Annotated in this window: 19 protein-coding genes; 9 read left to right on the top strand and 10 right to left on the bottom strand. The window is 67.7% G+C overall.

The annotated features are described in order from the left end of the window. Positions 1-3: 3 nt before the first annotated feature. From MJ605_RS18915 to gyrA, 5 genes are all read left to right on the top strand, one after another. A complete protein-coding gene (locus tag MJ605_RS18915; RefSeq protein ID WP_243043102.1) occupies positions 4-1,071 on the top strand; it encodes a class III poly(R)-hydroxyalkanoic acid synthase subunit PhaC in 1,068 nt (355 codons plus the stop codon). Positions 1,072-1,099: 28 nt separating this feature from the next. Then, a complete protein-coding gene (locus MJ605_RS18910) occupies positions 1,100-1,285 on the top strand; it encodes a PspC domain-containing protein (RefSeq protein WP_243043101.1) in 186 nt (61 codons plus the stop codon). A 57-nt stretch (positions 1,286-1,342) separates the two neighbouring features. Next, the gene (gene mtnA, locus MJ605_RS18905; RefSeq protein ID WP_243043100.1) at positions 1,343-2,356 is read left to right on the top strand and encodes an S-methyl-5-thioribose-1-phosphate isomerase; all 1,014 of its coding nucleotides are present in this window, start codon (positions 1,343-1,345) and stop codon (positions 2,354-2,356) included. Then, complete coding sequence (locus MJ605_RS18900; RefSeq protein ID WP_243043099.1) at positions 2,353-2,763, top strand: GtrA family protein; 411 nt, start codon at positions 2,353-2,355, stop codon at positions 2,761-2,763. The genes mtnA and MJ605_RS18900 overlap by 4 nt, the downstream gene beginning before the upstream one ends. Before the next feature lie 137 nt (positions 2,764-2,900). Continuing rightward, entirely contained in the window at positions 2,901-5,495 is a 2,595-nt protein-coding gene (gyrA, locus tag MJ605_RS18895) for a DNA gyrase subunit A (protein ID WP_243043098.1), read from the top strand. Between the two features lie 166 nt (positions 5,496-5,661). Here the strand turns inward: gyrA and MJ605_RS18890 are convergent, their stop codons facing one another. Next, positions 5,662-6,042: a DUF427 domain-containing protein gene (locus MJ605_RS18890; RefSeq protein WP_243043097.1), complete on the bottom strand. Its 381-nt coding sequence runs from the start codon at positions 6,040-6,042 to the stop codon at positions 5,662-5,664. Between the two features lie 76 nt (positions 6,043-6,118). Next, entirely contained in the window at positions 6,119-6,607 is a 489-nt protein-coding gene (locus tag MJ605_RS18885) for a peroxiredoxin (RefSeq protein WP_243043096.1), read from the bottom strand. Between the two features lie 230 nt (positions 6,608-6,837). Between MJ605_RS18885 and MJ605_RS18880 the strand changes: the two genes are divergently transcribed. Next, on the top strand, positions 6,838-7,740 hold the full coding sequence (locus MJ605_RS18880; protein ID WP_243043095.1) for a DnaJ C-terminal domain-containing protein: 903 nt from the start codon (positions 6,838-6,840) through the stop codon (positions 7,738-7,740). Between the two features lie 75 nt (positions 7,741-7,815). Here the strand turns inward: MJ605_RS18880 and pilH are convergent, their stop codons facing one another. The 8 genes from pilH to MJ605_RS18840 all read right to left on the bottom strand — a co-directional run bounded on the left by pilH (position 7,816) and on the right by MJ605_RS18840 (position 17,914). Beyond that, positions 7,816-8,181, bottom strand: coding sequence for a twitching motility response regulator PilH (pilH, locus tag MJ605_RS18875; protein WP_243043094.1), 366 nt, complete (start codon positions 8,179-8,181; stop codon positions 7,816-7,818). A gap of 69 nt (positions 8,182-8,250) precedes the next feature. Continuing rightward, the gene (locus MJ605_RS18870; RefSeq protein ID WP_243043093.1) at positions 8,251-9,258 is read right to left on the bottom strand and encodes a YhdH/YhfP family quinone oxidoreductase; all 1,008 of its coding nucleotides are present in this window, start codon (positions 9,256-9,258) and stop codon (positions 8,251-8,253) included. A gap of 32 nt (positions 9,259-9,290) precedes the next feature. Next, on the bottom strand, positions 9,291-9,887 hold the full coding sequence (locus MJ605_RS18865; RefSeq protein WP_243043092.1) for an LOG family protein: 597 nt from the start codon (positions 9,885-9,887) through the stop codon (positions 9,291-9,293). Between the two features lie 248 nt (positions 9,888-10,135). Next, on the bottom strand, positions 10,136-11,566 hold the full coding sequence (gene lpdA / locus MJ605_RS18860; protein ID WP_243043091.1) for a dihydrolipoyl dehydrogenase: 1,431 nt from the start codon (positions 11,564-11,566) through the stop codon (positions 10,136-10,138). Between the two features lie 119 nt (positions 11,567-11,685). Further along, positions 11,686-12,891 (bottom strand): dihydrolipoyllysine-residue succinyltransferase, encoded by a 1,206-nt coding sequence (sucB, locus tag MJ605_RS18855; RefSeq protein ID WP_243043090.1) that lies wholly within the window; start codon positions 12,889-12,891, stop codon positions 11,686-11,688. Between the two features lie 207 nt (positions 12,892-13,098). Further along, positions 13,099-15,942, bottom strand: coding sequence for a 2-oxoglutarate dehydrogenase E1 component (locus MJ605_RS18850; protein WP_243043089.1), 2,844 nt, complete (start codon positions 15,940-15,942; stop codon positions 13,099-13,101). A gap of 287 nt (positions 15,943-16,229) precedes the next feature. After that, the gene (locus tag MJ605_RS18845) at positions 16,230-16,724 is read right to left on the bottom strand and encodes a DUF7931 domain-containing protein (protein WP_243043088.1); all 495 of its coding nucleotides are present in this window, start codon (positions 16,722-16,724) and stop codon (positions 16,230-16,232) included. After that, complete coding sequence (locus MJ605_RS18840; RefSeq protein ID WP_243043087.1) at positions 16,721-17,914, bottom strand: cupin domain-containing protein; 1,194 nt, start codon at positions 17,912-17,914, stop codon at positions 16,721-16,723. The genes MJ605_RS18845 and MJ605_RS18840 overlap by 4 nt, the downstream gene beginning before the upstream one ends. A gap of 206 nt (positions 17,915-18,120) precedes the next feature. On the opposite strand from MJ605_RS18840, the gene MJ605_RS18835 reads away from it, so the two are divergent. The 3 genes from MJ605_RS18835 to MJ605_RS18825 are packed head-to-tail and all read left to right on the top strand — an operon-like array spanning position 18,121 to position 22,335. Further along, positions 18,121-19,920, top strand: coding sequence for an assimilatory sulfite reductase (NADPH) flavoprotein subunit (locus MJ605_RS18835; protein ID WP_243043086.1), 1,800 nt, complete (start codon positions 18,121-18,123; stop codon positions 19,918-19,920). A 1-nt stretch (position 19,921) separates the two neighbouring features. Beyond that, on the top strand, positions 19,922-21,616 hold the full coding sequence (gene cysI, locus MJ605_RS18830; RefSeq protein ID WP_243043085.1) for an assimilatory sulfite reductase (NADPH) hemoprotein subunit: 1,695 nt from the start codon (positions 19,922-19,924) through the stop codon (positions 21,614-21,616). Further along, positions 21,613-22,335, top strand: a complete 723-nt coding sequence (locus MJ605_RS18825; RefSeq protein ID WP_243043084.1) for a phosphoadenylyl-sulfate reductase — start codon at positions 21,613-21,615, stop codon at positions 22,333-22,335. Before cysI ends, MJ605_RS18825 begins: the two co-directional genes overlap by 4 nt. The last annotated feature ends 67 nt before the right edge of the window (positions 22,336-22,402 follow it).

Below are 22,402 nucleotides of genomic sequence, written 5' to 3'. Positions count from 1 at the left end.
TCCATGTTTCCCCCCGTTCGCCTCGATCCGGCCGCGCTGATGGGCGAAGTCGCCGCGTTCCAGCGCAAGCTGGCCGCTGGGATCGACAACCTCAAGCACCAGTCCGAACCCGAGTACGCCAATACGCCGCGCGAGGCGGTGTACCGCGAGGACAAGCTCACGCTGTGGCATATGAAGGGACAGGGCAAGCCCACGGCCAAGACGCCGACGCTGATCGTCTACGCGCTGGTCAACACGGTGTGGATGACCGACCTGCAGGAGGACCGCTCGCTGGTGCGCAGCCTGCTGGAGCAGGGCGAGGACATCTACCTGCTCGACTGGGGCTATCCCGATGGCGCGGATCGCTGGCTGACCCTGGATGACTACATCAATGGCTACCTCGACCGCTGCGTGGACGCGGTGCGCAAGGCCGCCGGCGTGGATGCGGTCAACCTGCTAGGCATCTGCCAGGGCGGTACTTTCTCGCTGTGCTACGCCGCCATCCACGGCGCGAAGGTGAAGAACCTGATCACCATGGTCACGCCGGTGGATTTCCAGACGCCCGACAACATGCTGTCGAGCTGGGCGCGCGACATGAACGTGGACCTGTTCGTGGATACCATGGGCAACATCCCGGCGGAGCTGCTCAACTGGGTCTACCTCACGCTCAAGCCGATCCGCCTCAACCAGCAGAAGTACGTGGGCTTGGTCGATATCCTCGACAATCCCAGGGAACTGCAGAACTTCCTGCGCATGGAGCGCTGGATCTTCGATTCGCCGGACCAGGCTGGCGAAGCCTTCCGCGAATTCATCAAGGCGTTCTACCAGCAGAACCAGCTGGTCAAGGGCGAGGTGGTGATCGGCGGCAAGCCGGTGGACTTGGGGCTGATTACCCAGCCGGTGCTCAACATCTTCGCCGAGCAGGACCACCTGGTGCCGCCGGATGCCTCGCGCGCGCTGGGCCGCCACGTGGGCACCAGCGACTACACGCAGCTTGCCTTCAAGGGCGGGCATATCGGCATCTACGTCTCCGGCCGGGCCCAGCGCGAGGTGCCGCCGGCTATCCACCAGTGGCTGAGTACGCGAAACTGAGCCCCCTCCAGGGGAGAAGGCACCGACCATGGAAAAGCGCCTGCATCGATCGCTCACCGACAGGAAACTCGCCGGCGTCTGCGGCGGCATCGCCGAATACCTGGGCTGGGACCCCACCCTCGTGCGCCTGCTGTGGGTGGTGCTCACGCTGCTGGGCGGCTCCGGCGTGGTGGCCTACATCGTGCTGTGGATCGTGATGCCCGACGGCACCTGATGCTTTCGCGGCGGGCCTCGCCTGTCGCTTCCCGTTTTCATCGATTGGCTGGACCTTATGGATTTCGACCGTTACGACCGCATCCGTGCCGTGCAATGGCAGGGCGACCACTTGCGCCTGCTCGACCAGCGCCTGCTGCCCCAGGAGGAACGCTGGATCGATTGCGCCAGCGCGGCCCAGGTGACCCAGGCCATCAAGGACCTCGCCGTGCGCGGCGCGCCGGCCATCGGCATCGCCGCCGCCTGGGGCGTGGTGCTGGCCGCCCGGCAGGGTGAGCCGCTCGACGCGGCGCTGGCCATGCTGCGGGCGGCGCGCCCGACCGCGGTGAATCTGATGTGGGCGCTGGATCGCATGAAGGCACGTATCGCCGCCGGTGCCGATGCCGCCGCGCTGGAGCGCGAGGCGCAGGCCATCCAGGACGAGGACCTGGCCGCCAACCGCCACATGGGCGAGTTGGGCGCGGCACTGATCGCGCCGCACTCGGGGGTGCTCACCCATTGCAACACCGGCTCGCTGGCCACGGCGGGCTTCGGCACCGCGCTGGGCGTGATCCGTGCCGGCGTCGCCAGCGGGCGCATCGCGCAGGTCTATGCCGGCGAGACGCGGCCCTGGCAGCAAGGCGCCCGCCTGACCATGTGGGAACTGGTGCGTGACGGCATCCCGGCCAAGCTCATCGCCGACTCGGCGGCCTCGCACCTGATGCGCTCCGGCGAGGTGCAGTGGGTGATCGTCGGCGCCGACCGCATCGCCGCCAATGGCGACACCGCCAACAAGATCGGCACCTACCAGCTGGCCATCGCCGCGCGCCACCACGGCGTGAAGTTCATGGTGGTGGCCCCGTCGTCCACGGTGGACATGGCCACCGCCTCGGGCGAGGACATCGAGATCGAGCTGCGCGATGCGACCGAGCTATTGGCGGTGGCCGGGCGCCGCACGGTGGTCGAGGGCGCCGAGGCGTGGAACCCCGTGTTCGACGTGACGCCGGCGGCGCTGATCGACGCCATCGTCACCGAAAAAGGCGTGATCGAGCGGCCGACGCCCCAGGCCATGCAGGCCATGTTCGGCCGATGAGCCTGCGCCGGCAGGTGCTGCTGTTCGGCGTGGGTGGTGCCATCGGCCTGGTCGTCGATGCGGGCGTGGTGCAGGCCCTGGTCAGCTGGGGGCACTGGAACGCCTACCTGGCCCGCGTGGTGTCGTTCCTGTCGGCGGCTACTGCCACCTGGCTGTGGAATCGCCGCTACACCTTCGCGCAGCGCGAGAGCGGGCGGTCGCTGGCGGCGGAGTGGGCGCATTGGATCGCCCTGATGAGCGTGGGCGCCGTGGTCAACTACGCCGCCTATGCCGTCATCCTCCTGCTGTATCCGTGGCTGCATCGCTGGCCCGCGATCGCGGTGGCGGCGAGCTCCGCCGCTGCCTCTCTGGTCAATTTCGCGACAGCGCGAGGGGTGCTTTTCAAGCGCGCCAAAACGTCCGCATAAGTGATTGATTTTAAATAACTAAATACTGTCAATCCGGCGTCGGACGTGATACACTTCATGGGTTGCCTCCAGGTCGCTGACGCAGGCGCCATCCAGCGCGTGCGTGGGACCCTTTTCATCCTCAGGGAAGCCGATTGATGGCAGAACTCGCCAAAGAAGTCATTCGCGTCAACATCGAAGACGAGATGCGCCAGAGCTACCTCGACTACGCCATGAGCGTGATCGTGGGACGCGCCCTCCCGGATGTGCGCGATGGCCTCAAGCCTGTGCATCGCCGCGTCCTGTTCGCCATGAACGAACTGGGCAACGCCTGGAACAAGCCCTACAAGAAGTCGGCCCGCGTGGTCGGTGACGTCATCGGTAAATACCACCCGCACGGCGACGCCTCGGTCTACGACGCGATCGTGCGCATGGCCCAGCCGTTCTCGCTGCGCTACATGCTGGTCGATGGCCAGGGCAACTTCGGTTCGGTCGATGGCGACAACGCCGCGGCCATGCGCTACACCGAGGTGCGCATGTCGCGCCTCACCCACGAATTGCTGGCCGACATCGACAAGGAAACCGTCGACTTCGGTCCCAACTACGACGAAAGTGAGCAGGAGCCGCTGGTCCTGCCCACGCGCGTGCCCAACCTGCTGGTGAACGGCTCGGCCGGCATCGCGGTGGGCATGGCCACCAACGTGCCGCCGCACAACCTCAACGAGGTGATCGCCGCCACCATCGCGCTGATCGACAACCCGGCGCTGTCGGTGGAAGAACTGATGCAGTACATCCCCGGTCCGGACTTCCCGACCGCGGGCATCATCAACGGCTCGTCGGGCATCGTCGAGGCGTATCGCACGGGCCGGGGCCGCATCCTGGTGCGCGCCAAGACCGAGATCGAGACCGAATCCAACGGCCGCGAGACGATCATCGTCCACGAGCTGCCGTACCAGGTGAACAAGGCCCGCCTGATCGAGAAGATCGCCGAGCTGGTCAAGGAAAAGAAGCTCGAGGGCATCAGCGAGCTGCGCGACGAGTCCGACAAGGACGGCATGCGCGTGGTGATCGAGATCCGCCGCGACGCGATGGCCGACGTGGTGCTGAACAACCTGTTCCAGCAGACCCAGCTGCAGGTGACGTTCGGCATCAACATGGTCGCCCTGCTGGATGGCCAGCCGCGCCTGCTCAACCTCAAGGACATCCTCGAGGCTTTCATCCGCCATCGTCGCGAGGTGGTGACCCGGCGCACCATCTTCGAGCTGCGCAAGGCCCGCGCCCGCGCCCACATCCTGGAAGGCCTCACCGTCGCGCTCGCCAACATCGACGAGATGATCGAGCTGATCCGTACCTCGGCATCGCCGCAGGAAGCACGCGAGCGCATGCTGGCGCGCAAGTGGCAGCCGGGCATGGTGGCCACGCTGCTGCAGGCCACCGGCGCGGAAGCCTCGCGTCCGGAGGACATGGACCCGCGCGATGGCCTCAAGGCCGATGGCTACCAATTGTCCGAGGTACAGGCCCAGGAAATCCTGGCCATGCGCCTGCATCGCCTCACCGGCCTGGAGCAGGAGAAGCTGTCGGACGAGTACCGCCAAGTGCTCGACACCATCCGTGGCCTGATCCTGATCCTGGAAGACCCCGAGCGCCTGCTCGCGGTGATCCGCGACGAGCTGAAGGCGATCAACGAGGAATACGGCGACGAGCGCCGCACCGAGATCCAGCATTCGCAGGAGGATCTCAACGTGCTCGACCTGATCGCGCCGGAAGACGTGGTGGTCACGCTCTCGCACACCGGCTACGTGAAGCGCCAGCCGGCCAGCACGTATCGTGCGCAGCGCCGCGGCGGCAAGGGACGTTCCGCGTCGGCGCTGAAGGACGAGGATTTCGTCGAGCAGCTGTGGGTGGTCAACACCCACGACACGCTGCTCACCTTCACCAGCACCGGCCGCGTGTACTGGCTCAACGTCTACCAGATGCCCGAGTCGGGTCCCAACGCGCGCGGCAAGCCGATGGTCAACCTGCTGCCGCTGGCCGAGGGCGAGAAGGTGCAGGCTGTGTTGCCGGTGCGCGAGTACGCGGAAGACCGCTTCGTGTTTTTCGCCACCAAGCAGGGCACGGTGAAGAAGACGCCGCTCACCGAGTTCGCGTTCCAACTGCAGAAGGGCAAGATTGCCATCACCCTCGACGAGGGCGATGCGCTGGTCAATGTCGCGCTGACGGACGGCAACAGCGACGTGCTGCTGTTCGCCTCCAACGGCAAGACAGTGCGTTTCGACGAGTCGGAAGTGCGCTCGATGGGCCGCACGGCCACCGGCGTGCGCGGCATGCGGCTCACCGACGGCGCCGAGGTCGTGTCGCTGATCGTGGCGGCCGAGGGCGACATCCTCACCGCCACCGAACGCGGCTACGGCAAGCGCACCGTGCTCGACGAATTTCCGAAGAAGGGACGCGGCACCCAGGGCGTGATCGGTATCCAGTGTTCCGAGCGCAATGGCGCGCTGGTGGCGGCCACCCAGGTCACCGAGGCGCACGAGATGATGCTGATCTCCGACCAGGGCACCCTGGTGCGTACCCGTGTGGCCGAGGTCTCGCAGCTGAGCCGCAACACCCAGGGCGTGACCCTGATCCGCCTGCCGGCCGACGAGAAGCTGGTCAGCGTGGTGCGCCTCGATGCCGAAGCCGAGAACGGCGAGGACGAGCAAGGCCCGGGCGAGGCCGAAGCCGCGACGGACGCGCCGACCGACGGCGAGTGATCCATCGGCGGATGCAAGAAAAGAAACCCGGCATGGCCGGGTTTCTTTTTGCTGCGTCGTCATTCCGGCGCAGGCCGGAATCCAGGGACGCCAGGCCTCGGTGGAAACGACAACGCCGTTGGATCCCGGCCTGCGCCGGAATGACGGCAAGGACGAGGCGAACCGTTCAGTCCCGTCTCTCTTCGATGGCATCGACGCGCGTGCCGTAGAACGCGAGATGCTCCTTGATCGCGGCGACCGCTTCGTAAGGGTGCTCGTACGTCCAGACCGCGTTGATCGCGCGCTCGCCGCCCAGGGGAATGCTGAAATACGCGCAGTCGCCCTTGTACGGGCAATAGGTCTGGTGGTCGCTGCGCACCAGCAGCGCCATGTCCACGTCCTCGCGCGGGATGTAGTAGACGGGCGGGTAGCTGGCTTCGCGCAGCTCCAGCGACGAGCGCGTGTCGGCCACGGTGCGGCCCGCGACCTTCACCACGATGTGCAGGGGGCTGGGCGTCACGGTGATCGGATGGTCCGGGCCGGGAATGCGCCGTACTTTGTCGGTCATGGCAGCGTTACCTCGATGGAAGCCGGCCACGAGGTTACGCCATGCGCCGTGAAGGGGCGTTGAGCCGTGCGGGGCGTCACGGCGCGGCGTCCAGCGCCTCGAGCATCGCCTCGGCGGTGGAGACGCGGAACTCGCCCGGTGCCTCGATGTGCAATTGCTTCACCACGCCGTCCTCGGCATAGAGCGCGAAGCGCCGCGCGCGCAGGCCCATGCCGTAGGCGCTGCCGTCCAGCTCCAGGCCGAGCGCCCGGGTGAAGCGGCCATTGCCGTCGGCCAGCATCAGCAAGCCCGGCGGTACGTTCTGGGCGTTGGCCCAGGCCTGCATCACGTAGGCATCGTTGACCGCCAGGCACATCACTTCGAGGCCGCGCTGCCGGAACTCGGCATGGTGCTGCACGTAGCCGGGAAGGTGCCGGTTGGAACAGGTCGGCGTGAAGGCGCCCGGCACGGCGAACATCACCACCTTGCGGCCGGCGAACAGCGGGCCGGTGTGGACTTGCTCGATGCCGTCGCCGATCACCTGGATCTCGACGTCAGGCAGGGTCTGGCCGACCTGGATGCTCATGCTGGGGCCTGTGGCGGTAGGAGAGGTAGCGGATGCTAGCGCCTGGCGGGGGACTTGTCGCCTTGAATCACGCTGTTTTCGCACCCATCTCACCCACCATAGAGAGGGTGGCGGGCATCGCCACGCATCACCCAAGCGCGTCGGGCAGGATCTGCCTTGCCGGCCGGCCGGCGGGAAGGCCATGATTTCCCGCGCGCCAGGCTGGGCGGGCCGATCGCCGGGGAGTGGCAGTGGAATTCAAAGACTATTACGACATTCTGGGCGTCAAGCCCGAGGCCACGGAGGCCGAGATCAAGGCCGCCTATCGCAAGCTGGCCAAGAAGTACCACCCGGACAAGAACAAGGAAGCCGGGGCCGAGGAAAAATTCAAGGCCATCAACGAGGCCAACGAGGTGCTGCGCGATGCGGAGAAGCGCCGCGCCTACGATGAGCTGCGTGCCGGCGGCTACCGTGGCGGCGAACAGTTCCGTCCGCCGCCGGGCTGGGGCCAGAACCATGGCTTCGATGTCGGTGGCGACGCCGGCGGGGACTTCAGCGATTTCTTCGAGAGCCTGTTCGGGCGCGCGGGCGTCGGACCGCGCGGCGCCCCGCGCACGCGGCGCGGCGGCGACGTGCATGCGCATGTGCAGATCGACCTGCAGACCGCCTTCGACGGAGGGCGTACCCGGTTGGCCCTGCAGGACGGCAACGGCAGCGAGCGTGTGCTGGAAGTGAAGATTCCCGCCGGCATCCAGCCGGGCCAGGTGATCCGCCTGGCCGGGCAGGGCCACCCCGGCATGGGCGGTGCGCCCAATGGCGACCTGTTGCTGGAAGTAGGCATCCGCGACGATGCCCGTTTCAGGCTGGATGGGCGCAACGTGCTGCATGTGCTGCCGGTGGCCCCCTGGGAGGCGGCGTTGGGCGCCATCGTGCCGGTGCCGACCTTGGCGGGCACGGTGGACCTGCGCATTCCCGCCGGTTCGCAATCGGGACGCAAGCTGCGCCTGAAGGGACGTGGCCTGCCGGGCACCCATCCGGGCGACCAACTGGTGGAACTGTCGATCCGGGCACCGGCCGCCGATACCGAGGCCCAGCGCAAGGCCTACGAAGCTCTGCACGAGCAGTTTGCCGACTACGATCCCAGGCATCCCTGACAGCCGTCCGGACGTCCAACGAAAGACGGCGCCTTGGGGCGCCGTTTTTTCTCTGCTGGCGGAACGCGAGAGCCTTCAGGCGGGCAGCAGTTCCTTGAGCGTGGACACCAGTTCCTCTTCCTTGATGGGCTTGGTGACGTAGGCCCGGGCGCCTTGGCGCAGTCCCCACACCTTGTCGGTCTCCTGGTCCTTGGTGGTGACCAGCACCACGGGGATATGCGAGGTATCCGGATCCTTGCTGATGGTGCGGGTGGCCTGGAAGCCGTTGAGGTTGGGCATCACCACGTCCATCAGGATCAGGTCCGGGCGCTCGCGCCTGGCCGCCTCGACGCCGGCGGCGCCATCCTCGGCCGTCAGGGCCTCGTGCCCGAGCTTTTCGACGATGCGCTTGATGCCCAGCAACTGCGACGGCGAATCGTCGACGATCAGGATACGTGCCATAAGGTGGGATTCCCCTTGTTGTTTCGATGGGATTCTAAGACGCGGCCGCCACGCTTCCAAGCACGGCGCTCAGGCGCCGCCGCCGATGCGTACCAGGGTACGGCCGAACGATTCCGAGGCCAGCATACGCTCGAATACCGCGGGCAACTGGTCCAGCGTCACTTCCCGGGTGGCGATGCGCTCAAGATGTTGCGGCTTCCAGTCGCTGGACAGGTGTTGCCAGACATGGTCGCGGATATCGCGGGCGGTGCCCGCCGAGGCGATGCCCAGCACGCTGACGCCACGGATAATGAAGGGCATCACCGTGCTCTCGTAGCCGATGCCGCCGGCATTGCCGCAGATGGCGAGGTTGCCGTACGGCGCGATCAGCGGCAGCAGGCCGGCGAGCATGGGGCCGCCGACGTTGTCCAGCGCGCCGCCGAAGCGGGCCGAGTCCATCGGCTTGCCGCTGAAGGCGAGCTGGTGGCGGTCGATGCATTCGGCGGCGCCGATGTCGCGCAGGAAATCGAAATGGGTGGCCTTGCCGCTGATCGCATGTACCGCGTAGCCGGCGCGGGTGAAGATGTCGATGGCCAGCATGCCCACGCCGCCGGTGGCACCGGTGACGGCGATGGGGCCCAGTGCGGGCGTCTGGCGGTTGTCCTGCATGCGCAGCAGGGCCAGCGCAGCGGTGAAACCGGCCGTGCCGATAATCATGCTCTCGCGCAGGCTCAGCCCCTTGGGCAGGGCGATGGCCCAGGCCGAGGGCAGGCGGACGTATTCGCCGTAGCCGCCGTCGCGTGTCTCGGACAGGCCGCTGCCCGTGCACAGCACGGCGTCGCCCTCCTTGAAGGCGGGATCGGTCGAGGCAACCACCGTGCCGGCCACGTCGATGCCGCCGTTGAGCGGGTACTGGCGGAGGATCTTGCCCTTGCCGGTGCCGGCCAGGGCGTCCTTGTAGTTGATCGAGGAATAGGCCGCCTGGACCAGCACCTCGCCAGGGCTGAGCGCGTCGGCGTTGATCGTCTCGATGCCGCCGCGATAGCCGGCGTCATCGTTATGGATGCGGAAGGCGCGGAACGCGCTGGGTGTGCTCATGGCCAATCCTTCTTCGGAGGCGCCAGCCGTATTCAGGCCTTGACGCTGCTGCGGTCGATCCATTTGGGCGTATAGACACCCTGGTACTGCTCCATCCAGGCGAACAACTGCTGCATGTCCTGGCCGAACCATACACTGTCGCGTTGTTCGGCGCGTACGAAGCGCTCGGCCACCATGTGATCCATCATCGCGCGCAGCTGCGCGTAATAGCCGCGCACATCGAGGAACGCGCAGGGGTAGCGGTGAAGGCCCAACTGCGCCCAGGTCAGCATCTCGAACATCTCGTCCATGGTGCCGAAGCCGCCGGGCAGGGCCACGAAGGCGTCGGCCAGCTCGAACATGCGGGTCTTGCGCTGGTGCATGGTATCGACCACCACCAGCTCGGAGAGGCCGGCATGGGCGACTTCCAGGTCGACCAGCTGGCGCGGGATGACGCCGATGGCCCTGCCGCCGCCCGCCAGCACCGCGTCGGCCACCGTGCCCATCAGGCCCACCTTGCCGCCGCCATAGACCAGGGCGATGCCGCGCCGGGCCATCTCGGCGCCGAAGGCGCGGGCCTGCTCGACGTAGTCGGGATGGTTGCCGCTGCTGGAGCCGCAGTAGACGCAAAGGGCGGTAGGTTGGGGCATGGGATTTTCGAGGCGAGGGGTTGAAACGTACGTCATTCCGGCGCAGGCCGGAATCCAGTAGCGGGACGATCGGATTGTCGCGAGCCGGCCGGCGGGTTCGGCTTCATCGCGACGACCATACCCTGCCGCCACAGGATTCCGGCCTGCGCCGGAATGACGGCGGAAAAGCAAACGGCCCGCCCATGTTGCCACGAGCGGGCCGTGGATCCCGTGTCGCCGGCCATCCATGGCCTGCACGGGATATGCCCTTAGTTGCCCTTGTGGATGGCGCGCTTGTCCACCGACAGGGCGGCCTCGTGCACGGCTTCGGACAGCGTCGGGTGGGCGTGGACGATGCGGGCCAGGTCCTCGGACGAACCCTTGAACTCCATCGCCACCACGCACTCGGCGATCAGCTCGGACACGCCCGGGCCGACCATGTGCACGCCCAGGATGCGGTCCGTCTCGGCATGGGCGAGCATCTTCACCTGGCCGACGGCCTCGTTCATCGCCACGGCGCGGCCGATGGCGGCAAACGGGAAGGTACCGACCTTGTACGGCACGCCCTCGTCCTTGAGCTGCTTCTCGGTCTTGCCGACCCAGGAGATCTCCGGCTCGGTGTAGATCACGTAGGGCACGGTGTCCAGGTTCACGTGGCCGGCCTTGCCGGCGATCCACTCGGCCACCGCCACGCCTTCCTCGGAACCCTTGTGCGCCAGCATCGGGCCGCGCACGGCATCGCCGATGGCCCACACGCCGTCCACGCCGGTGTGGTTGTGCTCGTCCACCACGATGCGCCCGCGCTCGTCCAGCTTCACGCCGGTGTCCTCGGCCAGCAGGCCGTCGGTGTAGGCGCGGCGGCCCACGGCCACCAGCAGCTTGTCGACCACCAGATCGTGCGCGCCGTCCTTGTCCTCGTAGGTGAGGTGAACTTCCTCGCCCTTGACCTCGGCCTTGGTGAGCTTGGCGCCGGTCTTGATATCCAGGCCCTGCTTGGCGAATTCCTTGGCGGCGATCTTGGCGATGTCGGCGTCGGCCACCGAGAGGAAATCCGGCAGCGCCTCGAGGATGGTGACCTCCGAGCCCAGGCGGCGCCATACGCTGCCCAGCTCCAGGCCGATCACGCCCGCGCCGATCACGCCCAGGCGCTTGGGCACGGCGCCGATGTCCAGCGCGCCGGCGTTGTCGATGATGGTCTTGCCGTCGAACTTGGCGAACGGCAGCTCGATCGGCACCGAGCCGGAGGCCAGGATCACGTTGGTGGCGCTGATGGTCTGCTTGTCGCCGTCATGGCCGGTGATCTCGACGCTGTTGCCCTTCAGCAGCTTGCCCTTGCCGAAGAACGGCATGATCTTGTTGGCCTTGAACAGCTGGCCGATGCCGCCGGTGAACTGCTTGACGATCTTGTCCTTGCGCGCGATGAACGCGGCCACGTCGATCTTGGGGTTCTCGACGCTGATGCCATGCACCGGGAAGTTGTGCGCGATGTTCCAGAACTGGCGCGAGGAGTCCAGCAGCGCCTTGGACGGGATGCAGCCCACGTTGAGGCAGGTGCCGCCAAGCGCCTGCTTGCCATCCTTGCCGACGAAGGCGTCGACGCAGGCGGTCTTGAGGCCAAGCTGTGCGGCGCGGATCGCGGCCACGTAGCCGGCTGGGCCGGCGCCAATGACGATGACGTCGAATTTCTGTTGTTCGCTCATGCTTCGCTCACGGGAATAGGGGGTGGGGAATAGGGAATAGGAAAGGCGCGAAAGGTTGCGGTGGTCCGCTATTCCCCCTATTCACGATTCCCTATTCCCGGCATCTGACCGCGGAGCGATCAGATGCCCAGCAACATGCGCTGCGGATTCTCAAGCTGGTTCTTGATGTCCACCAGGAACAGCACCGCGTCCTTGCCGTCGATGATGCGGTGGTCGTAGGAAAGCGCCAGGTACATCATCGGCGCGGCGATCACCTGGCCGTTCTCGACGACCGGGCGCTCCTTGATGGCGTGCATGCCCAGGATGGCGCTCTGCGGCGGGTTGACGATCGGGGTGGACAGCAGCGAGCCGAAGGTGCCGCCGTTGGTGATGGTGAAGGTGCCGCCCTGCAGGTCGTCCAGGCCCAGCTTGCCGTCGCGCGCCTTCTTGGCGTAGTCGACGATGCCGCGCTCGACGTCGGCGAAGCTCAGGTCCTGCACGTTGCGCAGCACCGGCGTCACCAGGCCCTTGTCGGTGGACACGGCGATGGAGATGTCCTGGTAGCCGTGATAGACGATGTCGTTGCCGTCGACCGAGGCGTTGACGATCGGATGGCGCTTGAGCGCTTCGGCGGCGGCCTTGACGAAGAAACTCATGAAGCCGAGCTTCACGCCGTTCGCCTTCTCGAACGACTCGCCCAGCGCCTTGCGCATCTTCACCACTTCGGCGAGGTTCACCTCGTTGAACGAGGTCAACATGGCGATGGAGTTCTTCGACTGCATCAGGCGCTCGGCGATGCGGGCGCGGATGCGGGTCATCGGCACGCGCTCTTCCGGACGCGAGCCCGGGGTCGGCTTGACTGCCGGCGCGGCGGCGGCCGGGGCGGGCCCGCCCTTGCCGTAGTTGACCAGGTCTTCCTTGGTCACGCGGCCGTCGCGGCCGGTGCCGGCGACCTTGGAGGCATCGATGTTCTGCTCGGTGGCCACGCGCAGGCCGGCCGGCGACAGGTCGGCGTTGCCGGCCTTGCCGACCGACGGCGCGGCGGCGGGGGCTGCGGCCGGCGCGGGCGCCGGCGCGGCAGCGGCGGGTGCCGGCGCGGCGGCCACGGCGCCTTCCTCGATCACCGCGATCACCTGCTGGCTGGTTACGGTGTCGCCCGACTGGAACTTGATTTCCTTCAGCACGCCGTCGACCGGCGACGGCACTTCCAGCACCACCTTGTCGGTTTCGAGGTCGACCAGGTTCTCGTCACGCTTGACCGCTTCGCCGGCCTGCTTGTGCCAGGTGGCGATGGTGGCGTCGGAGACGGACTCGGGCAGGACGGGAACTTTGACTTCGATAGACATAAATATCCTTTGATGAGTGCGTTCATCCCTGAACGCTAAGGTCAAAAGCGGCCATCCATGGACGCACTTCTCAAATTTAGTGCGTTCATCCGTGAGCGCGAAAGCCAAAAGCGGCTATCCATGGCCGCACTTCTCAAATTCAGTGCGTTCATCCGTGAACGCTAAAGTCAAAAAGCGGCCATCCATGGCCGCACTTTTCCGATAAAACTATTCCGCCGAGTGGTCGGGGCCGATCGGTGCGACCAAGGCCTGCTCGACCAATGCCGCCTGTTCGGCGACATGGGTATTGAGGTGGCCGGCGGCCGGGGCCGGCGAGCGGGCGCGGCCGGCGTACGAGAGGCTCTGCTTGCTGCCCACGCAGGCCTGCAGGTGGTGGCGGATCTGGAACCATGCGCCCTGGTTCATGGGCTCTTCCTGGCACCAGATCACTTCCTTGGCGGCCGGGTACTTCTCCAGTTCCGCCGTGACCTGCGGGCGCGGGAACGGATAGAGTTGCTCCACGCGCACGATGGCCACGTCGGCCAGGCCGCGCTTCTCGGCCTCTTCCAGCAGGTCGTAGTAGACCTTGCCCGAGCACAGCACCACGCGCTTGACCTTCTTGGCGGCCAGTTCGCGATGCTCCGGGATCACCAATTGAAAGCTGCCGCTGGCCAGCTCGTCCAGGGACGACACGGCCAGCTTGTGGCGCAGCAGCGACTTGGGCGTCATCACCACCAGCGGCTTGCGGGTCGGGCGCACCATCTGGCGGCGGATCATGTGGAAGGCCTGGGCCGGCGTGGTGGGCACGCAGACCTGCATGTTGTCCAGCGCGCACAGCTGCAGGAAGCGCTCCAGGCGGGCCGAGGAGTGCTCCGGACCCTGGCCTTCGTAGCCGTGGGGCAGGAACAGCGCCAGGCCGCACAGGCGGTTCCACTTGGCCTCGCCCGAGCTGATGAACTGGTCGATCACTACCTGGGCGCCGTTGGCGAAGTCGCCGAACTGGCCTTCCCAGATATGCAGGGTGTAGGGATCGGTGGTGGCGCTGCCGTACTCGAAGGCCATCACGGCCTCCTCGCTGAGCAGCGAGTCGATCACCTCGACGTCGGCGCCCTCGCGCACGGTGGCCAGCGGCATATAGGTGTAGCCGGTCTTCTGGTCGTGCAGCACGGCATGGCGGTGGAAGAACGTGCCGCGGCCGCAGTCCTGGCCGACCAGGCGAAGATTGTAGCCCTGGTCGATGAGCGAGGCGTAGGCCAGGTTCTCGGCGAAGCCCCAGTCGCCCGGCAGCTCGCCGGCGGCCATCTTGGCGCGGTCCTCGTAGATCTTGGCCACGCGCGACTGCAGGGTCAGGTCCTTCGGGAACGTGAGGATCTGGTTGGCCAGCTCGACCAGGCGCTGCTTCGGGTAGCCGGTGTCGGCCGGGGTGGACAGCTTGCCGCCGATGTACTTGTCCCAGTCCACCTCGATGTCCTTGATCAGGGCGGTGGTGAGCTCGGTCATCGGCTCGCCGGCCTCGAGGCGGTTGCGGTAGTCGTCGAGCAGCTTCTGCCCGTCGCCGTCGGCGATCACGCCTTCCTTCACCAGTTGCTGCGCGTACAGGTCGCGGGTGGTCGGGCGCTTGCGGATGATCTGGTACATCACCGGCTGGGTGGCCGCCGGCTCGTCGGCCTCGTTGTGGCCGTGGCGGCGGTAGCACACCAGGTCGATCATCACGTCCTTGCGGAACTGCTTGCGGAACTCGTAGGCCAGGCGGGTGGCCTGGATCACCGCTTCCGGATCGTCGCCGTTCACGTGGAACACCGGCGCGTTGACCATCTTGGCGATGTCGGTGCAGTACAGCGTGGAGCGGGCGTCCTGCGGGTTGGAGGTGGTGAAGCCCACCTGGTTGTTCACCACGATGTGCAGGCTGCCGCCGATCTTGAAGCCGCGGGCCTGGGACATGTTGAACAGTTCCATGTTCACGCCTTGGCCGGCCAGTGCGGCGTCGCCGTGCACGATCACCGCCATCGACTGCTTGCGCTCGGTGTCGCGGCGGCGGGTCTGGCGCGCGTGCACCGAGCCGGCCACCACCGGGTTGACGATCTCCAGGTGCGACGGGTTGAACGCCAGCGCCACGTGGGTGCCGCCGTTCGGCGTCTTGACGTCGGCGGAGAAGCCCATGTGGTACTTCACGTCGCCCGAGTGCGCCGGATCGTCCGGATGGTCGAACTTGCCTTCGAACTCGTTGAACAGGGTGCGCGGCGGCTTGCCCAGGATGTTGACCAGCACGTTGAGGCGGCCGCGGTGGGCCATGCCGATCACCACTTCCTTGATGCCGTTGTCGCCGGCGGCGCGCACTACGTCGTCCACCATCGGGATCAGGCTGTCGCCGCCTTCCAGCGAGAAGCGCTTCTGGCCCACGTACTTGGTGTGCAGGTAGCGCTCCAGGCCCTCGGCCGCGGTCAGCTCGGCCAGCACGCGCTTCTTGCCCGCGGCGTCCAGGCCGGCGTCGCCGTTGGCCTGCTCCAGGCGGGTGTAGATCCAGTTGCGCTGTTCATGGTTGCTGATGTGCATGAACTCGACGCCAAGGGTGTGGGTGTACACCTTCTTGAGTCGGGCGAGCAGGTCGCGAAGCTTCATGCGCAGGCCACCGCCGGCGAAGTTGCCGCAGTCGAACTCGGTGTCCAGGTCGGCATCGGAGAGGCCGTGGAAGGCGGGTTCCAGGTCCGGCGCGGGCAACTTCTCGGCCAGGCCGAGCGGGTCGAGATTGGCCGCGAGGTGGCCGCGCGAGCGGTAGGCGGTAAGGATGCGCAGCACGCCGGCCTGCTTGCGGGCATGGGCATCGTCCACCGGTCCGGCTACGGCGACGCCGTTGTGGCGCTGCTTTTGTGCGGCCTCTATACGCGCAATGGCCGCGGAGTGGGGGACGTCCCCCGCTTCGCGGCCTCTGAAGGTTCCGAAGTATCTGTTCCAGTCGGCGGAGACCGACGACGGGTCTGCCAACCAGGATTCATAGAGCTGTTCGACGTAATCGGCGTTGCCGCCGGCGAGTTGGGAGGATTCGAAGAACTCGCGGATCAGATTTGTGCTCACGTCACCACCGGTGAGGAAGGGAGGCTTGCAGCCGCCGGCCGGGGTTGGCCGGTGGCTGGGAAAAATCCCGTTAATTATAGCCTTGGGGTGCTGCGGCGCGGCAACCCAAAACGCTCACCGGAAATGGGGGCGATGGCGAGTATTTCGAGCCCGGGGGTACCGACTATCGTCGTAGACCGGCTTTTTCCGCGGGAAAGCCAGGGAATGGTGGCGGAACGATGACAGGCCATCCCGCACCGCTCGTTCAGCCCGCGGCTAGGGATGGCCGGCCCCCGCGGCCGGCTCCCCTAGAGATGGAGGGCCTGCAGCACCGTGGCCGGTGCCGAGCGCTCCCATACTTCATTGAAGTGCTGCAGCAGCGGCGCCTGCGCGGCGCGGTCGCAAAGGGATCCGCGCCCGCCGGGCCGGGTGGCCTCCGGTTGGAACAGGTAGCCGCCCTGGTCGGTGAGCAGGTAGCTGGACGCATAGGCCAGGTCGGTGTCCTCGACCGGTGTGCGCACCTGGATGGCGCTGGGCAGGCGCTGGGACAGCGCGATCAGGCGATGGCCATCGCGCAGGGCGGCCGCCGGATCATGCAGCAGCAGGCGCACCTGCGCCCCGCGCCCGGAAGTGGCCAGCCGACGCAGCTCGGCCAGTTCGTCCTCGCCCTGGTAGCTGTCCGCGTCCAGGCAGGGCTGGTAGATGTCGACGCGATGACGGGCCCCGGCCAGCAGTTGCAGGCGGCTGTCGGTCAGTTCGCCGCGGGTGGCGGCGGGAAGGATGGGGGGCCTGGATTCGTTCATCGCCGTCGCGGTTTGCGCACCACCAGGTGTCCGTCGTTGACCAGGGCCAGCAGCAGCGTGAGTTCGGCGGCTGGGATCTTCCCGCCGGGCGCCAGCTCTCGTTCGCGGCAGATCCGTGCGGCCAGCTCGGCCGCGGCGGGGTAGGCCTGCCCGTTGACGAACAGGGTAGCGCCTCTCCGGGCCTTGGCCCAGGCCATCCGCGCCCAGGGGTGCCGGAGCAGGCGGGCGCCGCCCTCGATCTGCTTGAGCAGGGCCGCGCCGGTCAGTGCCTTGGTGGGCGGCACCGGCTGCTGGGCGCTGCGGTAGCGGGTAATGAAGCGGCCGAACCAGTCGACCAGGGTGGCGTCGTCCAGGCCGGCGGCGAAGGGCACGGACTGGCGCACGCGGGCCAGCGCCGCGCGGTCGATCTCGCCGATGGCCTTGGCTGGGGCGAGATCCGGGTCGCTGTAGCGCAGTTCGTCCGGCAGGCGCTCGGCCAGGTAATCGGCCAGGTCGCCGACCAGCTCGGCCCGCGACGGTGCGCGCATGCCCACCGAGATGGTCATGCAGGGGCCGCCGAAGGCCACGCCGTCGTGCGGCACGTCGGGCGGCAGGTAGAGCATGTCGCCCGGTTCGAGCAGCCACTCATGGGTGGGCTCGAAGTGCCGGAGCTGCTTGAGCTCCACGTCCGGGCGGAAATCCTTCGGCGCGTCCGGGTCATCGCTGATCGCCCAGTGGCGCTGGCCGATGGCCTGCAGCAGGAACACGTCATACTGGTCCACATGCGGGCCGACGCCGCCACCCGGCTCGGCGTAGGAGATCATGATGTCGTCCAGCCGCCAGCTGGGCAGGAAGGTGAAGTCCTTCAGCAGGGCCGCCACGTCGGCGTCCCACTTGTCCACGTCCTGTACCAGCAGGGTCCAGTTGCGGTCGGGCGTGCCGGCGAAGTCCTTCTCGGTCAGCGGGCCGGCCTTCACTTTCCAGCGCTCACGCGCCTCGTCGTGGACGATCAGGCGCGACAGGGCGGTTTCCTCCAGCGCCAGGCCGGCCAGGTCATCCGGCTGGATCGGGGGCTGGAAGCCGGGGAAGGCCTGGCGGATCAGCAGCGGGCGCTTGTGCCAGTAGTCGCGCAGAAACTGGGCCGGGCTCATGCCCAGGGGCTGGCGGGCGCTGCCGCGGACTTCGATGGGGAGGGGGCGGGAGGTAGTCATCCGCCCATTCTAAGCGAACGCGGCGGCGGCCCCGCTTGATCGCGGTCAGTGCGTTCGGCTGGCCCGGAGCATTCTGGGGCACGGAGCCGCGCAGCGCCGAAAATAAGCCGGCGGACATGTGGTTATGCCAACACGTCCTTTCACATGACCTGGCGTCATGACTAGCTTTGGAGGTCCAGGGGTATGGACGTCCATAGGAAGTCGATGTGAGCGCGGTCGCGGCAACGGAAACCGGATTGGCAGGCGTGGACCGCGAGCGGTTGTCGGCGCTGGAGCGCTTGGTCGACGGGCTGGGGCCGGCGGAGCTCTACTGGATCGCCGCCTGGAGCGCCGCCCGCGCCGAGCAGGTGCAGCGCGGCGCCGTTCCGGCGCCATCCGCCGCGCCGGGCGAGCGACTGACCATTCTCTACGGCAGCCAGACCGGCCAGGCCAAGCGCATCGCCGCCCAGTTGCACGCGCGCGCCGAAGCGGCCGGCCTGGCAGCGCGCCTGGTGCGCGCCGATGCCTACCCGCAGCGCGAGCTGGCCAAGGAAACCCATCTCATCGTGGTGATCAGCACGCAGGGCGACGCCGAGCCGCCGGACGACGCGCGCGGCCTGGTCGAGTTCGTGCTGGGCAAGCGTGCGCCGAGGCTGCCGGGCCTGCGCTACGCCGTGCTGGGCCTGGGCGATTCGAGCTACCCGCAGTTCTGCGCGATCGGCCGGCAGCTCGATGCGCGCCTGGCCGAGCTGGGCGGTACGCGGCTGGCGCCCCTGGGCGAGGCCGACGTGGACGTCGATGCGGTCGCCGCGCCATGGAGCGGGCAGGCGCTGGAGCAGGCGCGGCAGGCGCTGGGCAATCCGTCGCCCACCGCGCGCGTCGCCAACCTGCAGCCGGTGCCCAGCCGAGTGGCGTTCAGTCGGGAGCATCCCTACGCGGCGGCCGTGCTGGAGAACCAGTCCATCGTAGCGCGCGATGCCGGCCGCGATATCCGCCATGTGGAATTGTCGCTGGAAGGCTCGGGACTGCGCTACGAGCCGGGTGACGCGGTCGGCGTGTGGCCGGAGAACCCGCCCGCGCTGGTGGAGCAATGGCTGTCGCTGCTGCACCTGGATGGCGATGAGATCGTGCGCCACGACGGGCGGGAGCTGCCGTTGCGCCGCTGGCTGTCGCATGAACGCGAGCTGACCCGGCTCAGCCGGCCCTTGATCGCCGCGCTGGCGACGGCCAGCCGCGATTCGGCGCTGGCGCAACTGCTGCGTCCGGAGCAGTCCGCGTCGCTGGCCGCCGTGCTGGCCAGCGACCAGCCGCTCGACCTGTGGCAGCGTCATCCGGTGGCCTGGACCGCCGGGGAACTGGTGACCACGCTGCGGCCGCAGACGCCCAGGCTCTATTCCATCGCCTCAAGCCAGAAGGCCGTGGGCGACGAAGTGCACCTCGCCGTGGCCGTGGTGGATTACCTCGGGCATGGCGAACGCCATTGGGGCGCGGCGTCCTCGTTCATCGCCGAGGCGGGCGATGAGCGGCGGCTGCCGGTATTCATCGAGGCGAACGAGCGCTTCCGGCTGCCCAAGGACGACGCGCGCGACATCATCATGATCGGGCCGGGCACCGGCGTGGCGCCGTTCCGCGCCTTCGTGCAGGAGCGCCGCGAGGCCGGCGCGCGCGGGCGCAACTGGCTGTTCTTCGGCAATCGCCATTTCGGTAGTGACTTCCTCTACCAGGTCGAATGGCAGGCCGCGCTGCGGGATGGCTCGCTGCATCGCCTGGACCTGGCGTTCTCGCGCGACGACGACGCCAGGGTTTACGTGCAGCAGCGGCTGCGCGAGCAGGGGCGCGAACTCTACGCCTGGCTGCGCGAAGGCGCCCATCTCTACGTCTGCGGCGATGCCACCCATATGGCCAAGGACGTGCATGCGGCGCTGGTCGACGTGGCGGTGGCGCACGGCGGGCATACGCCCGAGGGGGCCAGGGAATGGCTGTCCGATCTCCTGCAACAGGGCCGCTACGCCCGCGACGTGTACTGACATGAGCACTCCGCCGCCTTCCGACTTCGAGCGCATCAAGGCCAACAGTCGCTATCTGCGCGGCACCATCGCCGAGGGCCTGCGCGATCCCGTTACCGGAGCGATCAGCGACGACGACAACAAGTTGCTGAAATTCCATGGCAGCTACCTGCAGGACGACCGCGACCTGCGCGAGGAACGCCGCCGGCAGAAGCTGGAGCCGGCGTATGCCTTCATGCTGCGCGCCCGATTGCCTGCCGGCGTGGTGACGCCGGCGCAGTGGCTGGTATTCGATCGCCTGGCCCGCGAGTATGCCAACGGTACCCTGCGCATCACCACGCGCCAGACCTTCCAGTGGCACGGCATCATCAAGCGCCGGCTCAAGCCCACCATCGCGGCCATCCACGAGGCGCTGGCCACCACCATTGCCGCCTGCGGCGATGTGGTGCGCAACGTGGTGAGCACGCCCAACCCGGTGGAATCCGCCGCCCATGCGCAGGCTTATGCCTGGGCGACCCGTCTTTCCGAGGCGCTGTCGCCGCGCACGCACGCCTACCACGAGATCTGGCTGGACGGCGAGCCGCTGGTGGGCGAGCCCAAGGAGGAGCCGCTGTATGGCACCACCTACCTGCCGCGCAAGTTCAAGATCGGGCTGGCCATCCCGCCACTCAACGACGTGGATGTGTTCGCGCAGGACCTGGGCCTGGTCGCCATCATCGAGCAGGGCGAACTGCAAGGTTTCAACGTGGCGGTGGGCGGCGGCATGGGCGCCACCCACGGCGATCCCACCACCTATCCCCGCCTGGGCAGCGTGATCGGCTTCGTGGCGCCGGAACACTTGCTGGCGCTGGCCGAAACCGTGGTGGCGGTGCAGCGCGACTGGGGCAATCGCAGCGAACGCAAGCATGCGCGGCTGAAATACACCATCGACCATCGCGGGCTCGATGTCTTCAAGGCCGAGGTGGAATCGCGGCTGGGTTTTGCGCTTGCGCCTGAGCGCCCCTATCGCTTCGACCACAACGGCGACCGCTATGGCTGGATCGAGGGCGGCGACGGCTACTGGCACCTCACCCTGCAGATCGAGTCGGGCCGGCTGGCCGACGTTGGCGAGCGCCGCTGGCTGAGCGGCCTGCGCGAGCTGGCCCGCGTGCACGAGGGCGATTTCCGCCTGACCTGCAACCAGAACGTGATCGTCGCCAACGTGGCGGCGGAGCAGCGCGCGCGCATCGACGCCATCGTCGCCGCGCACGGCCTGGACGGCTATCGCACGCACAGCGGCATCCGCCGACACGCGGTGGCCTGCGTGGCCTTGCCCACCTGCGGCCTGGCCATGGCCGAGAGCGAGCGTTACCTGCCCGAGCTGCTGCCGCGATTGGAAGCCCTGCTGGACCAGCATGGCCTCGGCGACGCGCCGATCCTGCTGCGCCTGTCCGGCTGCCCGAACGGCTGCTCGCGGCCGTACCTGGGCGAGATCGCCCTGGTCGGACGCGGCCCGGGACGCTACGACCTGCGCCTGGGCGCGGATTTCCGCGGCCAGCGGCTCAACCGGACCTATCGCGAGAACATCGACGAGGCGGCCATCCTCGAGACGCTCGATCCCTTGTTCGCCCGCTACGCGGCGGAGCGCGGGCAGGGCGAGCATTTTGGCGATTTCCTGGTGCGTACCGGCGTGCTCGGCGCCGAGCCGCGACGGATTCCCGCGGAGGTGCTGGCATGAACCAGGCGCTGCTGGAGGAAGCGCAGCACGATCCCAGGGCGCTGGAAGCATTGAACGCATGGCTGGCCACGCTCGGCGCGGAACAGCGCGTGATCTGGGCCATGGCCTACGCACCCGGCACGCACGTGCTGTCCTCCAGCTTCGGCGCGCAGGCGGCGGTATCGCTGCACCTGCTGACCCGGCAGCGCCCGGACCTGCCGGTGATCCTGGTTGACACCGGCTACCTGTTCCCCGAGACCTACCAGTTCGTCGATGAACTGAGCGTGCGGCTGTCACTGAACCTGAAGGTCTACAGCGCGCCGCAAAGCCCCGCCTGGCTGGAGGCCCGCGAAGGCAAGCTATGGGAACAGGGCGTGCCAGGTATCGACCGCTACAACCGACTGCGCAAGGTAGAGCCGATGCAGCGGGCATTGCGGGAGCTGGGCGCCGGCTCGTGGTTCGCCGGCCTGCGGCGCAGCCAGGCGCGCACGCGCGCGGCGATCCCGTTCGCCGAGCGTCGCGACGGTCGCTGGAAATTCCACCCGATCGCCGACTGGACCGACCGCGACGTCGGGCTGTACCTGCGCCGGCACGGCCTGCCTTACCACCCGCTGTGGGAGCAGGGCTACCTTTCCATCGGCGACGTGCATACCAGCCATCGCTGGGAGCCTGGCAAGGACGCCGAAGCCACGCGTTTCTTCGGACTCAAGCGTGAATGCGGGCTGCATGGCCTGGCCTGAGCCCGCGCACAGAAAAACGACAGATGCCGGCCGCCGAGCCGGCCACCGCCCCGACAAGTCAAGACAA

Source organism: Dyella sedimenti, assembly GCF_022760995.1.
Lineage (GTDB): Bacteria > Pseudomonadota > Gammaproteobacteria > Xanthomonadales > Rhodanobacteraceae > Dyella > Dyella sedimenti.
The sequence above is the reverse complement of the archived record's forward strand: the minus strand, read 5'-3'. Positions and strand labels throughout refer to the sequence as shown.